The organism is Streptomyces curacoi, assembly GCF_001513975.1.
Taxonomy (GTDB): Bacteria; Actinomycetota; Actinomycetes; order Streptomycetales; family Streptomycetaceae; genus Streptomyces; species Streptomyces curacoi.
On sequence record NZ_KQ947990.1, the window covers coordinates 162,139 to 175,112 of the forward strand.

The window sequence follows — 12,974 nt, forward strand, 5'->3', positions numbered from 1 at the left end:
CGAAGCGGTGACCGAAGCAGGCACTACAGGTTGCCCATCGGCTCGATGTCGACCTTCACCGGCGTCCCCCACACGCGCAGCACCTCGTAGTCGGTGAACTCGTGCACGAGCCGGTACGCCATGGCGGGACGCGGGCCGCGGCGCTGGGCGGCGAGATAGAGCTCCGCCTCCCGGCGGTCACGGCGCGGGGTGCCGCACAGTTGCCACTCCTGCCCGTTCCACAGCTCCGGCAGCCAGCGCTGCTGGGGCTGGGGGCGGTCGCCTCGGACGCCGTAGCGGGAGGGCACGGGGTGCTCGGGGGAGTAGGGAGCGGCGGGGCCGGGGCCGTTGAACTCGGCGCGACGGGCCGCTCGGCGACGCGTCTCGCACAGCAGGCAGAGGTCGGGCGCGGAGGTGTCGACCGGGCCGGTGGGGTGCTCGGGGCAGCGGGTGCTGGGGGCGGCGCCGGTGACGCTCTCGTCGAGGAGGTCGAGGGCGCGGCGCAGGTCCGCCCTGATCTCGTGCAGCTTGGCGTCCGGGGTCGTGGCGGTGAGGGCCTCGCCGTGCTCGCCGAGGAGGCGGAGGGCGCGGCCCAGGGCGGTCAGCTGGGCGTGGTTCATGGGTGCCAGTCTGTGCCAGTCCCCGGGCCGTCCGCCAACGGTCAGCCCATGCTCTTCGCGCCGTCCAGGGACTCGCGGATGATGTCGGCGTGGCCGGCGTGCTGGGCCGTCTCGGCGATGATGTGGAGCAGCACCCTGCGGGCCGACCAGCGGGCGCCGGTCTCGAACCACGGGGCCTTGGGCAGCGGGTGGGAGGCGTTCAGGTCGGGCAGGGTGGCCACCAGCTCGTCGGTGCGGCGGGCCACTTCGTCGTACGCCGCCAGCACGCCGGCCAGTGTCTCGCCGGGCAGCATCCGGAACTCGTCGGCCCGCTCGGCCCAGTCCTTCTCCGTCATGGCGTCGAAGTCGTCCTCGGGGGAGGGGCCGTGCTGGATGAAGTCCACCCAGTTCCGCTCCGTCGACGTGACGTGCTTGACCAGGCCGCCCAGACACAGCTCGCTGACGGTGGTCCGCTGCCCGGCCTGTTCGTCGGTGAGGTCGCGGGTGGTCAGGCGCAGGAACTCCCGGTGCTTGGCCAGCGCTTCCAGCAGGTCGGCGCGCTCGCCCGTGACGGTGGTGTGCGTGGTCTGGCTCATGCCCCTGGTCCTCCATGGATCGTGTTGCATCGGCTGAGGCCACGTTAGGAGCGATCGAGGTCAGATCCTGTCCTAGATGCCTTGCGCGCCCCCGGAATTTTCGTCCAAGACAGGACCGCCGGAGTCGGCGACGGTAGAGGCATGCGCAGCCACGAAGTGGGGTCCGCCCCCGTGCACCGCGACACCGACCACGGCTGGGAGGTCGTCCTTCCCGTCGGCGGCACGTCCCTGGACGGCGTCCGCATGGCCGGCTTCCGCGACCGTCTGGCCACCGGGCTGGACATGCGGGTGCTGCCCCAGCCCGTGGTGGTCGTCGTCATCGGGCTCGGGGACGACCCGCTCACGGTGGAGAGCGCCACCGGGTGCCGCCGTGTGCGCAGCCTCGTCGCCTCGCTGGCGCCGGGTCCCGCCCGCATCCGCGGCGAGGGCGTCGAGTGCGTCGAGGTGTGTCTGTCGCCCGCGGCCGCCTATGCGCTGCTGGGCGTCGCCCCGCGCGAACTGGACGGCTCCGTCATCGGCCTGGAGGACCTGTGGGGGCGGCACGAGCGGCGTCTGCGCGAGCGGATGACCGACGCCGGGACCTGGCCGGAACGCCTCACGCTGATGAACGAGTTCCTCGCGAGGCGGGTCGCCGGGGGGCCGTCGATGGCGCCCGAGGTGGCCGCCGCCTGGGACACCATCGTGGCCCGTCGCGGCCGGGTGCGGGTGGACGACCTCGCCGCGTCGTTCGGCTGGAGCCGCAAACGGCTGTGGTCCCGGTTCAGCGCGCAGATCGGCCTCACCCCCAAGCGTGCCGCCATGCTGGTCCGCTTCGACCACGCCGCCCGGGCGCTGTGCGCGGGCGCGAACATCAGCGACGTCGCCCTGGCCTGTGGATACGCCGACCAGCCCCATCTCCATCGCGACGTGCTCGCGCTCGCCGGATGCACGCCGGGCGCGCTGGCCGGGATGGCCACGTCCGCCGGCTAGCCGCGCCCTCGCCACCACACACACTCACGGAAGGAACGCATCTGTGCCGAACACCGACGTCCGAGCGGCAGACATGGCCGACCGCGATCTGATCGTCCGGCTCGCCTTCGGAAGCATGGCCGCGCAGACCCTGCGCGCGGCCGTGCGGTTGAAGGTGCCGGAACTCGTCGGCGACAAGCCGCGCCCGGCCGCCGAGGTGGCGGTCGCCGCCGGAGCCGAACCCCAGCCCATGACCCGCCTGCTGCGCGCGCTGGCCGCCCTCGGCCTGCTGCGGGAACACGCCCCGGACTCCTTCTCGGTGACCCCCGCGGGCGCCCTCCTCGACCCCGCCCACCCCGAGTCCCTGACGTCGTTCGTGCGGATGTTCACCGAGCCGGCGATCGTCCGTGCCTGGGAGCACCTGGACAGCAGTGTCCGCACCGGCGACATCGCCTTCGACACCGTCTTCGGCACGGACTTCTTCAGCCACCTCGCCCAACACCCGGAGCTGTCCGCCGAGTTCAACGCCGCGATGAGCCAGGCCGTCTCGGAGACCGCCGCGGTGCTGCCGTACGCCTTCGACTTCGGCCGGTTCACCTCGGTCACCGATGTCGGCGGCGGTGACGGCACGCTCCTGGCCGCCGTCCTGGCCGCCCATCCCGGCCTCACCGGCGTCGTCCTCGACACGACGGAGGGCCTCGCCCAGGCGCCGCGGACACTGGAGCGGCACGGGCTGCGGGAGCGGTGCTCCCTGGTCGCCGGGGACTTCTTCCGGTCCGTCCCGGCGGGCTCGGGCCTCTACCTGATGAAGAGCATCCTGCACGACTGGACCGACGACCAGGCGGTCACGATCCTCCGCCACTGCCGGGAGGTGCTGCCGCCTGACGGGCGGGTCCTGATCGTGGAACCCGTGCTGCCGGAATCCGCCACGGCCGACGAGGTCACTTGTCTGAGCGACCTCAACATGCTGGTGAACGTGGGCGGCCGGGAGCGCACCCGTGAGGACTTCGAGGAGGTGTGCCGGCGCGCGGGGCTGACCGTCACGTCGGTCACCCCGCTCCCGGAGGCGGCGCCGTTCTGGCTCATCGAGGCCGCCTGAGGTCCTCGACCAGGCCGGGCAGGGTGCGAACCGCCGGGATCAGGCCGGCTCGGAGACGCGGCCCAGGCGGTCGTACTGCTCCTGGGTGAGGTGGACGGAGTTCGCGCCGAGGTTCTCCTCCAGGTGCGCGACGCTCGTCGTCCCGGGGATGGGGAGGATCACCGGTGAGCGGGCGAGCAGCCAGGCGAGGACGACCTGCGTCGGCGTGGCGTCGGCTTCCTTGGCCACGGCGGCGATCTCCGCCCTCGCGCCGGACTCCCCCGCCGCGACGGGCCGCCAGGGCAGGAAGGCGATGTCCGCGGCCTCACAGGCCTTCAGTACGGGCTCGTGCTCGCGGTCGAGGAGGCTGTAGCGGTTCTGGACGGCGGCGATGTCCACGACGGAGCGCGCTTCGGTGAGTTCGTCGACCGTCACCTCCGACAGGCCGATCCGGCCCACCTTGCCCTCGTCGCGCAGGTCGCGCAGGGCGCCGAGCTGGTCGGGGAGCGGCACGCCCGGGTCGAGGCGGTGGAGTTGGAGCAGCTCGATACGGTCCAGGCGGAGGCGGCGCAGGGCCTCGTCGACCTGCGCGCGGAGATCGGCCGGGTCGCCCGCGTGCCGCCAGCCCTCGCCGGAGGCCGTATGGCGGATGCCGACCTTGGTGGCGATGACGAGCCCCTCCGGGTACGGGTGCAGGGCCTCCGCGAGGAGATCCTCGTTCGCTCCCCAGCCGTACATGTGCGCCGTGTCGATCAGGGTGACGTCCAGGTCGACGGCGCGCCGGGCGACCGCGATGCAGGCCGCGCGGGCCTCGGCGGTGCCCGGCCGCAGATGCATCGCCCCGAAGCCGAGCCGCCGTACTTCCAGATCGCCGCCGATGCGGAACGTTGTCGGTGCCGTCATGGGCGTCACGCTACAGCGGACGTGAACGGATCCCCGGAGAGTTTCGGGTTTCGCCTCCCGCTGCTTCCCGGGGACCGGTGTTCAGCCCCGCGCCGCCCTGAGCGCCGCCCGGAGGTGGCCGTCCGCCCTGGACAGGAGGCCGGTGGCGGTGGGGCCGTCGAGGTCGGCCAGCAGGATCAGGATCGCCGTCTTCACCTCGCCGCCCGCCTCGGTCAGGGCCCGCTCGATGGCGGCGTCGTCCGCGCCCGTGGCCAGGGCGACGATACGGCGGGAGCGGGCCCGCAGCTTGTCGTTGGAGGCGCGGACGTCGACCATCAGGTTCCCGTACGTCTTGCCCAGACGGATCATCGTGATCGTCGAGAGCATGTTGAGGACCAGCTTCTGGGCGGTGCCCGCCTTCAGACGGGTCGAGCCGGTCAGCAGCTCCGGGCCGACGACGATCTCGATGCCGTGGTGGGCCGCCGCGGTGAGGGCGCTGTCCGGGTTGCAGGACAGGCCGATCGTCAACACGCCCCGCGCGCGGGCGTGTTCCACGGCGCCGATCGCGTACGGGGTGCGCCCGGAGGCGGAGATGCCGACCACCGTGTCGGCGGGGGTGAGCGCGAGGGCGTCGAGGTCGGCACGGGCCAGGTCCGCGGAGTCCTCGGCGCCCTCGACGGAGGTGACCATCGCTTCGGAACCGCCCGCGATGAGCCCGACGACCTGGGCGGGGGCGGTGTTGAAGGTGGGCGGGCACTCGGAGGCGTCGAGCACGCCGAGGCGGCCGGCGGTGCCCGCGCCCGCGTAGATCAGGCGGCCGCCCTGGGCCATCCGCTCCGCGATCGCGTCGACGGCGGCGGCGATCTGCGGGAGGCACGAGGCCACGGCGGCCGGGACGGTGGCGTCCTCGCCGTTCATGAGCCGGGCGATGTCGAGGGTGGGGAGTCGGTCGATCTCGGCGAGTTCGGGCCGGAACGCCTCGGTGGTCAGGTTCTCCAACTCGGCACGAAGATCACGGGGGTTGGATGTGGAGGTCATGAGGAGACAGCTCTCTTCAACTTCGGTGTGCGGCCCGCGGATACCCGCAACGGTCGAACCTACGGTCTATCGACGATGCCGATGTGCCAGCGCCTCGTAGGACGCGGCCAACGCGGGCGCCGCCGTCTCATAGGTCCGCTGGGCGACCCCCACGAACAGGCAGTCCACCACAAGAAGCTGACTGGTACGGGAGGACATGGCCGCGGGACGCAACTCGCTCTCCCGGGCCGTCGACGTCGTAAGGATGTGATCGGCGTACTGGGTGACGGCCCCGTCCGGCCGCCCGGTGATCGCGACGGTGGTCGCCCCGTGCTCGAAGGCGACCCGCAACGGCTCGATGACATCGCCGGTCGACCCGGAGTGCGTGATGGCGATCGCCACGTCACCCGTACGGAGCTGCACCGCGTTCGTCACGGCGAGGTGCGGGTCGCTGTGCGCATGGGCCATCAGCCCTATCCGCAGCAGCTTCTGGGTGAGGTCCTGGGCGACCAGTCCGCTCGCGCCGACGCCGTACACGTCGATGCGGCGCGCGGCGGCGGCGGCCGACACGGCCGCCTGCAGCTGGCCGGTGTCCAGGCCGGCGGCCGTGTCGGCGAGGGTCTGCTGCTCGTCGTAGGCGAGTTTCGCCACGACATCCGCGATCGGGTCGTCCACCGCGATGTCGGTCGTTATGGCGGGGGCGCGGCCCGACTGCTGCTGGGCGGCGAGGCCGGCCAGGGCGAGGCGCAGGTCGCGGTAGCCGGGGTAGCCGAGGAGGCGGGCGGTGCGCACGACCGTGGCCTCGCTGGTGCCGGTGAGTTCGGCGAGGCCGGTGACCGTGAGGGCCGCGCAGCCCGCCGGGTCGTTCGCGACCGCTTCGGCGACGCGCTGCATGGAGCGGGTCATCGACGGCGCGAGCGTGCGCACCTTGGCCGCGAGGGCGGCGGGAGCGGGGGGCGCGCCCGTGCGGCCGAAAGTTTCTTTCACTTCATGGGTCACCTTTGAAAGGTATTTTCAACTCGGTGTCGCGGTCAAGAGTGCGCACAATAGGGGCATGGAACCCATCCCTCCGCTGGAACAGGCGTTGCACGCGGCCCGCGCCCTCGTGCTCGCCGACCTCGTCGCGGGCAAGGCCGCCGAGGCGGATGTCGTCTCACTGGTCGAGGAGTCGGTCGTACAGCGGCGCTGGTGGGTGCAGCAGTGGCCGGACGGCGCCGCGTACGTGGCCGGGCTGGTCGCCCAGGACGTGCAGGACGCGCTGCTGGACCGATACGGCCGCTGGCCGCTGTGTCCGGTGTGCGGCTCCGGCGACCCGCATGCGCTGGACGTCGAGCCGGAGCTGGGGCCCGATCCGCACTGGGTGTGCCACAAGGCGGGCGTGAAGGTCGCGGCGGTCGGGTCGCTGGGGCCGGCCATCACGGGCGGGACGGCGTCCTCATGACGGACTCGTGAGTGGTCGTGAGTAGTCGTGCGGGGCTCGTGAGGGACTTGACGTCGTGACGATCTACATCGATCCGCCGACCTGGCCTGGGCACGGGCGGATGTGGTCGCACCTCGTCAGCGACGTGTCGTACGACGAACTGCACGCGTTCGCCGAGGAGTTGGGCGTGCCGCGGCGGGCCTTCGAGCGGGACCACTACGACATCCCCGCGCACCGCTACGCCGACGCGGTGCGGGCCGGGGCGGTGGAGGTCAGCAGCCGCGAGGTGGTGCGGCTGTTGCAGGGTGCGGGGCTGCGGAGGCCGAAGGGGCGGCGGACGGACTAGGGTCTGTCCGGCCAGTTCCCGCCTGCCCCCTCGGCCTCGGGTGGGGCACTTTTCGGCTAGGCGAACTGGCCCGGCTGGTAGCTGCCCGCGGGCTGCTGGACGAGGACGTTCAGCCGGTTGAAGGCGTTGATCAGGGCGATGATGCCCACCAGGGCGCCGAGCTGCTCCTCGTCGTAGTGCTTGGCGGCGTTCTCCCAGACCTCGTCCGGGACCCCGCCCGCCGCATCGGCGATGCGGGTCCCCTCCTCCGTCAGCTCCAGCGCGGCACGCTCGGCCTCGGTGAAGAGCGTGGCCTCCCGCCAAGTGGCCACCAGGTTGAGGCGCACCGCGTCCTCACCGGCGGCGACGGCGTCCTTGAAGTGCATGTCGGTGCAGAATCCGCAGCCGTTGATCTGACTCGCGCGGAGCGTCACCAGGTGCTGCGTCGCGAGAGGCAGCGGCGACTCCTGGATCACCTTGCCGGCCGCGACGATGTGCTTCACGAACTTGCCGACGGTCGGGATCTCGAGTGCGTTCAGGCGGGCGCTCATGGCCAACTCCTCTGGCTTTGTCGGTGGTTGCACACCTATGACGGAGGGGATCGGCGGGGTGTGACATGAGCGAATGTGAACTGGGTCACCCCTGCCGGTGCTCGGTCCGGCGCATGGCGTACCAGGTGTCGCCGACCGGTCGGGGCGGGTCCGCCAGGTTCCAGCTCCACGAGAGGGTCGGCGTGATGCGCAGATAGTGACCGGGGCCCACCATGCCCACCCGCTCCACGGGCCCGTCCGCGACGCCGTACACCCGAATGCCGCGGGCGACGAACGGCTCGATCGAGACCAGGTCGTTCACGACGAAGGCCACCTTGTGCCGGCCGCGGACGACATTGCGGAACTTGCGGGTGCCGAGCGCTCCGGGCGGGAGCCTCCCACCCAGAAGCGCGTCCCGTCGAACTCCAGGGCCACCGGCACCACATCGGGCTGCCCGCCCGCGCACAGGCTGGCGAAACGGGCGAGCGGGTGGGAGCCCAGGTAGGCGATCTCCTCGTCGGCGAACGACATGGCGGCTCCGTGCTTGCGGCGGTGCGGGTGGCTCCGCCCAGGCTAGGGCCTGCCCGGCGGATCATGCCGGCGACGCGGGCGACCTGATACGCCGGACAGACCCTAGGCCGCCGCGGGCCGCTCCCCGCGGACGTACAGCCTGAGTGTCCCGTCGAGGTCGTGTTCCTCGTGGGCCGCCCGCTCCTCCTCGGCCGTCGCCCGTACGTACCCGGCGCGCTCGACGACGCCCTGCGACGGGACGTTGTCGGCCTCGATGGACGCGCGCAGGAGGCGTACGTCGTCCCGGGCCAGCGCCCACTCCGACAGCGCGCGCAGGGCCTCGCTCGCATAGCCGCGGCCACGGGCGCCCTCCACGAGGTCGTAGCCCACCTCCGCCCGGCCCTCCTCGTCGGGGAGGCCGTGGAAGCCCATGCCGCCGACCGCGAGGCCGTCCTCCCGGCGGACGAGGACGAAGAGACCGAACTCGGGGCGGTGCACTCCCGTCTCGTACGCCTTGAGCACCATCCCGGCCGCCTCCCTCGTCCCCTCGAAGGGGCCGCCCACGATCCAGCTGAACCCGCCGTCGCCGCCCGCGCTCAGGTCGGCCGCGGCCGCCGGGGTGACGCCCTGGAGGGTGAGGCGGTCGGCGGGGACGACGAGGTTGTTGTGCCAGCGCCACTCGGTGACCGGCGCACGGCCGGGCAGGTCGCCGCGGCCGGTGGCCCACAGCAGGGTGCGCCAGTGGTCGGGGCCGGGCTGGACGTGCGGGAAGATCGTCGTCAGCACGAACCGGGGGAGCTCGGCGGGGGGTTCGTAGGGCAGGCCGAGCCCCTCGGCGATGTCGTGCGTGTGCAGCAGCACCTCGGCGACACCCATCGCGGCGAAGCCCTCGCGGTTCGCGCTGCGGAAGGGGTACGGGTGGAAGGCGCGCACCTCGCGGGGTGTGGTGCGGACGGTGGCGGTGAGGAGGGCGCCGGTGGTCTCGATGACGTGGAGCAGACCGTCGTTGCCGGTGCCCTCGTCGAGGGTGATGCCGAAGGGGACGTAGTCGTCCTGGGCGCGGCCGGCCAGGTTGGCGGCGTAGGCGATGAGGTCTTCGGCGATGTGGAACGCGGTGGCGTGGCAGTCCCACTCGACCCGCCCGGCCCGCACTGCCGTCCAGTCCCGGTCCACCGCCGTCCGCAGCAGCGCCACACAGCTTGCGACGGCTGCCTGTACGTGTTCCCCGCTTATGTCTCGCATGCCGTGCAGGCTACGGCGGCGGGCTGGTCAGAGCGACAGCATTTCCAGCTCGGCGGAGAGGTTGTAGCGGGCGGTGGCCTCCCACTTCTCCTGCCCGTACGGGGTGCGGAACAGGCTCGGCAGGGACAGGAGTTGGCGCAGGATCGCGGAGCGGCCCTCGCGGAAGGCGTCGTTCGGGACGAAGTGGTACTCCTCGCGGACGGCGGCCGTGTAGGCGGCGTACGCGGAGGGCGGGGCGGCGAGGATCGCGAGGTCGGCGTCGCACAGGACCTGGCCGTCGCGGTCGTCCGGCGCCGGGTCGTGGCTGGTGGTGAGGCGCACCAGGCGGGCCACCTCCGCGGTCCGCTCCGCCGGGACACCGGCCTCCGGCAGGGCGCGTTCGGCGAGGCGGGCGGAGCGCTCCTCGTTCGTCGACCGCTCCGGCAGGTACACGGCGTCGTGGAACCAGGCCGCGAGGCGCACCGCCACGACGTCGTCCGCGTACTCCTCCAGTACGTCGATGTGACCGAGGACCGCCGCCAGGTGCTCGACGGTGTGGTAGCGCCGCTGCGGCTCCGACCAGCGGCGCAGCAGCTCTTCCCCGTACCGCTGCGGGGAGAGGGCGCAGGAGCCGTCGGCCCGCGCCGCGAGCAGGGTGCGCAGCCAGCGGGAACGGAGGTCGTCGAGGTCGGCCATGCCCTCATTCTCCCTGGGCCGGCTGTCCGGCCTCTGGCGCGGACCGCATGACTTCACTGACGTGCACGAGGCAAGGGATCCCGAGCTGCCGGGGCGGCTGCCGGTCGTCGAGCGGGATGACCGAGGCGGGGGCGGTGATCGCCGAGGCCGGCGGGGCCCTGGACGGCATCGCCCACCCGGGAGCGTCGGCACCTGCCGCTCCACTCCGACCTGGACGACGTCGACGAGCCCCTGCGCCTCGGCGCCCGACGGCCCGACGGCCAGCGGGCACCGGCGTGGTGCATCGGGGACGCCGCCACCGTGGGGTGCGTCGGCCCTCGGCGGGGTAGGCGTAGGCTGGATTGGACTAGACCTGTAGTCGCCGTCGAAGCCGAGGAATGGGGTCCCATGAGCAAGCGTGCAGTCCTGGAGGTGATCGCCCTCGGCGTCGAGGACGCGGTCGCCGCCCAGGCCGGGGGTGCGGACCGGCTCGAACTGGTCACCGACATGGCGGCCGACGGGCTCACCCCGTCGGCCGGGACCTTCGCCGGGATCCGTGCCGCCGTCGACATCGATCTGCGCGTGATGCTGCGGCTGGCGGACGGGTTCGGGGCGGGCGACGTCGAGGAGGTCGTGCGCGCGGCCCGGGAGATGCGCGGCGCCGGCGCCGAGGAGTTCGTCCTCGGGTTCCTCGGTGCCGACGGCGGGGTGGACCTGGCGGCCGTCGAGCGGGTGGTGGGGGAGCTGGACGGATGCCGGTGGACCTTCCACCGCGCCATCGACCGGGCCGCCGACCGGGATGCGCTGCGCAAGCAGTTGGACGGGATGCCGGGGCTGGACACCTATCTGACGGCCGGGTCGGGGGCCGGTGTGGACGACGGGCTGCCCACGCTGCTCGCCGAGGCGGCCAGGAGCGGGGAGCCCGGGTATGAGCAGCGGATCCTGGTGGGGGGCGGGTTGCGGCTGGATCATGTGCCGATGCTGCTGGCCGCCGGGATCGACGCGTTTCACATCGGCGGGGCGGCGAGGCCGGACGGCTGGGACGGGCCGGTGTCCGCCGGGGCGGTGGCCGAGTGGCGGGCCGTGCTGGACGGGGCCGCGTAGCCGGCCTTACGGAGATCAGCCCAACTGAGCCGGCAGCGGCGCCGCATGCGCCACGATCAACCCCGACACCGCTCGGGTCAGGGCTACGTACAGCCGGCGCAGCCCCGTGCGCTCGTCCGGCTCCCCGTCCACGACGGCCTGCGGTTCGTCCAGGACGACGTAGTCGTACTCCAGGCCCTTCGCCAGGGACGCCGGGACCAGGGTCAGGCGGGTCTGCCGGGTGGTCTCCTCACCCGGGGCCAGGTAGGTGATGCCCGCCGCCGTGAGCGCCTGCGCCAGTGCCGGAATGCGGGCGTCGGCGGCGATCAGGCCGACCGAGCCCTCGTTGCGCAGCAGCTCCTCGCAGGAGGCGACGACGTCGGCGGCCTCCGACACTGTACGGACCTCGAAGAAGCCCGGGTTCTCACGGATCGACGCCACCGGCGTCAGGCCCGGCGCGATGTGGGGGAGGAGGCGCGAGGCGTAGGTGATGACGTCCGTCGGGACGCGGAAGCCGGCCGTCAGCTCCTCGATCACGCCGTCCGGCTTGCCGAGGTGGGCCAGCGCTTCGTCCCAACTACGCGTCGCCCAAGGGGTCGTGCCCTGGGCGAGGTCGCCGAGCACCGTCGCCGAACCGGTCGTGCAGCGGCGGCCCACCGCCCGGTACTGCATGGGGGAGAGGTCCTGGGCCTCGTCGAGGACGACATGGCCGAGGGAGGGCGTGCGGGAGATGATGTCGTTCGCCTCGTCGATCAACACGGCGTCGGCCGCCGACCACTTGGCCGACTTCACGCTGCGCGCCGGCTTCGCCCAGAGGATCGTCTTCTGCTCGTCCGCGCTCAGCACTCCCTCCGCGTGTACGGCGAGGAAGTCCGGGTCCGCGAGCAGTCGCAGGACGAGTTTCGCCGGGTCGACCGGCGGCCAGATCGCCTTGACGGCGGCCTTTACCGCGCTGTTGCGGGCAACCGAGTCCTGCACCCGGTCGTCCGGCGCCTCGCCCGACCGCTCCATCTGCACCAGCACGGCGTGCGCGATGCGCTGCGGGAGGGCCTCGCGGGCGGCGCCGTAGCGGATGTCGCGGGCCAGCAACTCGCGGACGATCTCTTCGAGTTCATGGGCCGGGACCCGCCAGCGCCGGGATCCGCGGACGACGACGACCGGCTCGGCCGGCATGGTCACATGCGCGTGGACCGCCCGCCGCAGCACCTCCGCCATTCTCGCGTCCCCCTTGACGACCGCGGCCGCCGCGTCGTCGGTGCCGCGCACCTCGACATGGGCGACCAGGTCGTCGACCGTCGCCTGGCGGACCGTCAACTCGCCCAGCGCCGGAAGCACCTGCTCGATGTAGTGCAGGAAGGACTTGTTCGGCCCGATGACGAGGGTGCCGGTGCGGGCGAGCCGCTCGCGATGGGCGTACAGCAGATACGCCACCCGGTGCAGACCCACCGCCGTCTTCCCGGTGCCCGGGCCTCCCTGCACGCACACGGTCCCGCCCAGCCCGGACCGTACGATCTCGTCCTGCTCCGGCTGGATCGTCGCCACGATGTCCCGCATCGGGCCGACACGCGGGCGCTCGATCTCCTGCTGGAGCAGCTTGCTGGTCTTCGCCGCCTCGGCCGGATCGGAGAGGTGCTCGTCCTCGTACGCCGTCAGGTCGCCGCCCGTGTAGCCGAAGCGGCGGCGCAGCGCGATGTCCATCGGGTCCTTCTTGGAGGCCCGGTAGAAGGGCTGGGACACCGGTGCACGCCAGTCGATCACCATCGGGTCGCCCTCGGCGTCGTGCACATGCCGACGCCCGATGTAGAAGCGTTCGCCCTCGGCGCCCTCCGCCCCCTCGGCGCCGGGAGCGTGCAGATAGTCGAGCCGGCCGAAGAACAGCGGAGTGTCGCTGAGGTCGGCCAGGGCCTTGATGCGCTCGTCGATCTGGTGGGCGAGGACTTCGGCGTTGACCCAGTTCGCGGTGACGTCGCTGATGTCGAGGGACTCGACGTCCTCGCGCATGGCACGCAGGGCCGCGCGGGACTCGGCGAGGTGGGAGCGCTCTCGGGAGAGCGGGTCGAGGGCGTCGTCGACGGGCGTGGACACGGGGGTGCCTCCGGAGGGACCTACAG

General features: G+C 72.6%; 16 protein-coding genes. 5 read left to right on the forward strand and 11 right to left on the reverse strand.

Annotated elements, in window-relative coordinates; all coding sequences use genetic code 11:
* Positions 1-23 precede the first annotated feature (23 nt).
* Positions 24-599: a hypothetical protein gene (locus AQI70_RS23855; protein WP_004000254.1), complete on the reverse strand. Its 576-nt coding sequence runs from the start codon at positions 597-599 to the stop codon at positions 24-26.
* 41 nt (positions 600-640) lie between these two features.
* Positions 641-1,174 carry a DinB family protein gene (locus AQI70_RS23860; protein WP_167358915.1) on the reverse strand — a complete coding sequence of 178 codons (534 nt, stop codon included), beginning with the start codon at positions 1,172-1,174 and terminating at the stop codon, positions 641-643.
* A 141-nt stretch (positions 1,175-1,315) separates the two neighbouring features.
* Between AQI70_RS23860 and AQI70_RS23865 the strand changes: the two genes are divergently transcribed.
* Positions 1,316-2,143, forward strand: a complete 828-nt coding sequence (locus tag AQI70_RS23865) for a helix-turn-helix transcriptional regulator (protein ID WP_062153413.1) — start codon at positions 1,316-1,318, stop codon at positions 2,141-2,143.
* Between the two features lie 43 nt (positions 2,144-2,186).
* Positions 2,187-3,221 carry a methyltransferase gene (locus AQI70_RS23870; protein WP_062153415.1) on the forward strand — a complete coding sequence of 345 codons (1,035 nt, stop codon included), beginning with the start codon at positions 2,187-2,189 and terminating at the stop codon, positions 3,219-3,221.
* A gap of 39 nt (positions 3,222-3,260) precedes the next feature.
* On the opposite strand, the gene AQI70_RS23875 is transcribed toward AQI70_RS23870, so the two are convergent.
* The 3 genes from AQI70_RS23875 to AQI70_RS23885 all read right to left on the reverse strand — a co-directional run bounded on the left by AQI70_RS23875 (position 3,261) and on the right by AQI70_RS23885 (position 6,098).
* On the reverse strand, positions 3,261-4,103 hold the full coding sequence (locus AQI70_RS23875) for an aldo/keto reductase (RefSeq protein WP_062153417.1): 843 nt from the start codon (positions 4,101-4,103) through the stop codon (positions 3,261-3,263).
* An 81-nt stretch (positions 4,104-4,184) separates the two neighbouring features.
* On the reverse strand, positions 4,185-5,120 hold the full coding sequence (murQ, locus tag AQI70_RS23880; protein ID WP_062153420.1) for an N-acetylmuramic acid 6-phosphate etherase: 936 nt from the start codon (positions 5,118-5,120) through the stop codon (positions 4,185-4,187).
* Between the two features lie 66 nt (positions 5,121-5,186).
* The gene (locus AQI70_RS23885; protein WP_062153422.1) at positions 5,187-6,098 is read right to left on the reverse strand and encodes a MurR/RpiR family transcriptional regulator; all 912 of its coding nucleotides are present in this window, start codon (positions 6,096-6,098) and stop codon (positions 5,187-5,189) included.
* A 55-nt stretch (positions 6,099-6,153) separates the two neighbouring features.
* On the opposite strand from AQI70_RS23885, the gene AQI70_RS23890 reads away from it, so the two are divergent.
* Both AQI70_RS23890 and AQI70_RS23895 read left to right on the forward strand, forming a co-directional pair.
* Positions 6,154-6,540 carry a hypothetical protein gene (locus AQI70_RS23890; protein WP_062153424.1) on the forward strand — a complete coding sequence of 129 codons (387 nt, stop codon included), beginning with the start codon at positions 6,154-6,156 and terminating at the stop codon, positions 6,538-6,540.
* A gap of 55 nt (positions 6,541-6,595) precedes the next feature.
* The gene (locus AQI70_RS23895; RefSeq protein WP_062153426.1) at positions 6,596-6,865 is read left to right on the forward strand and encodes a DUF4031 domain-containing protein; all 270 of its coding nucleotides are present in this window, start codon (positions 6,596-6,598) and stop codon (positions 6,863-6,865) included.
* 56 nt (positions 6,866-6,921) lie between these two features.
* Here AQI70_RS23895 and AQI70_RS23900 read toward each other — a convergent pair whose 3' ends face one another.
* The 5 genes from AQI70_RS23900 to AQI70_RS23915 form a co-directional block, all read right to left on the reverse strand.
* Complete coding sequence (locus AQI70_RS23900) at positions 6,922-7,395, reverse strand: carboxymuconolactone decarboxylase family protein (RefSeq protein ID WP_062153428.1); 474 nt, start codon at positions 7,393-7,395, stop codon at positions 6,922-6,924.
* A gap of 85 nt (positions 7,396-7,480) precedes the next feature.
* Positions 7,481-7,696, reverse strand: coding sequence for a PNPOx family protein (locus AQI70_RS39830; protein ID WP_208607427.1), 216 nt, complete (start codon positions 7,694-7,696; stop codon positions 7,481-7,483).
* The gene (locus AQI70_RS39835) at positions 7,693-7,905 is read right to left on the reverse strand and encodes a PNPOx family protein (RefSeq protein WP_208607428.1); all 213 of its coding nucleotides are present in this window, start codon (positions 7,903-7,905) and stop codon (positions 7,693-7,695) included. The genes AQI70_RS39830 and AQI70_RS39835 overlap by 4 nt, the downstream gene beginning before the upstream one ends.
* Before the next feature lie 102 nt (positions 7,906-8,007).
* Positions 8,008-9,126, reverse strand: a complete 1,119-nt coding sequence (locus AQI70_RS23910) for a GNAT family N-acetyltransferase (RefSeq protein ID WP_062153430.1) — start codon at positions 9,124-9,126, stop codon at positions 8,008-8,010.
* Positions 9,127-9,153: 27 nt separating this feature from the next.
* Positions 9,154-9,801 (reverse strand): HD domain-containing protein, encoded by a 648-nt coding sequence (locus AQI70_RS23915; protein WP_062153432.1) that lies wholly within the window; start codon positions 9,799-9,801, stop codon positions 9,154-9,156.
* Between the two features lie 387 nt (positions 9,802-10,188).
* Between AQI70_RS23915 and AQI70_RS23920 the strand changes: the two genes are divergently transcribed.
* Positions 10,189-10,884 carry a copper homeostasis protein CutC gene (locus tag AQI70_RS23920; protein WP_062153434.1) on the forward strand — a complete coding sequence of 232 codons (696 nt, stop codon included), beginning with the start codon at positions 10,189-10,191 and terminating at the stop codon, positions 10,882-10,884.
* Positions 10,885-10,899: 15 nt separating this feature from the next.
* On the opposite strand, the gene AQI70_RS23925 is transcribed toward AQI70_RS23920, so the two are convergent.
* Positions 10,900-12,948: a HelD family protein gene (locus tag AQI70_RS23925; protein ID WP_062153436.1), complete on the reverse strand. Its 2,049-nt coding sequence runs from the start codon at positions 12,946-12,948 to the stop codon at positions 10,900-10,902.
* Between the last annotated feature and the right edge of the window lie 26 nt (positions 12,949-12,974).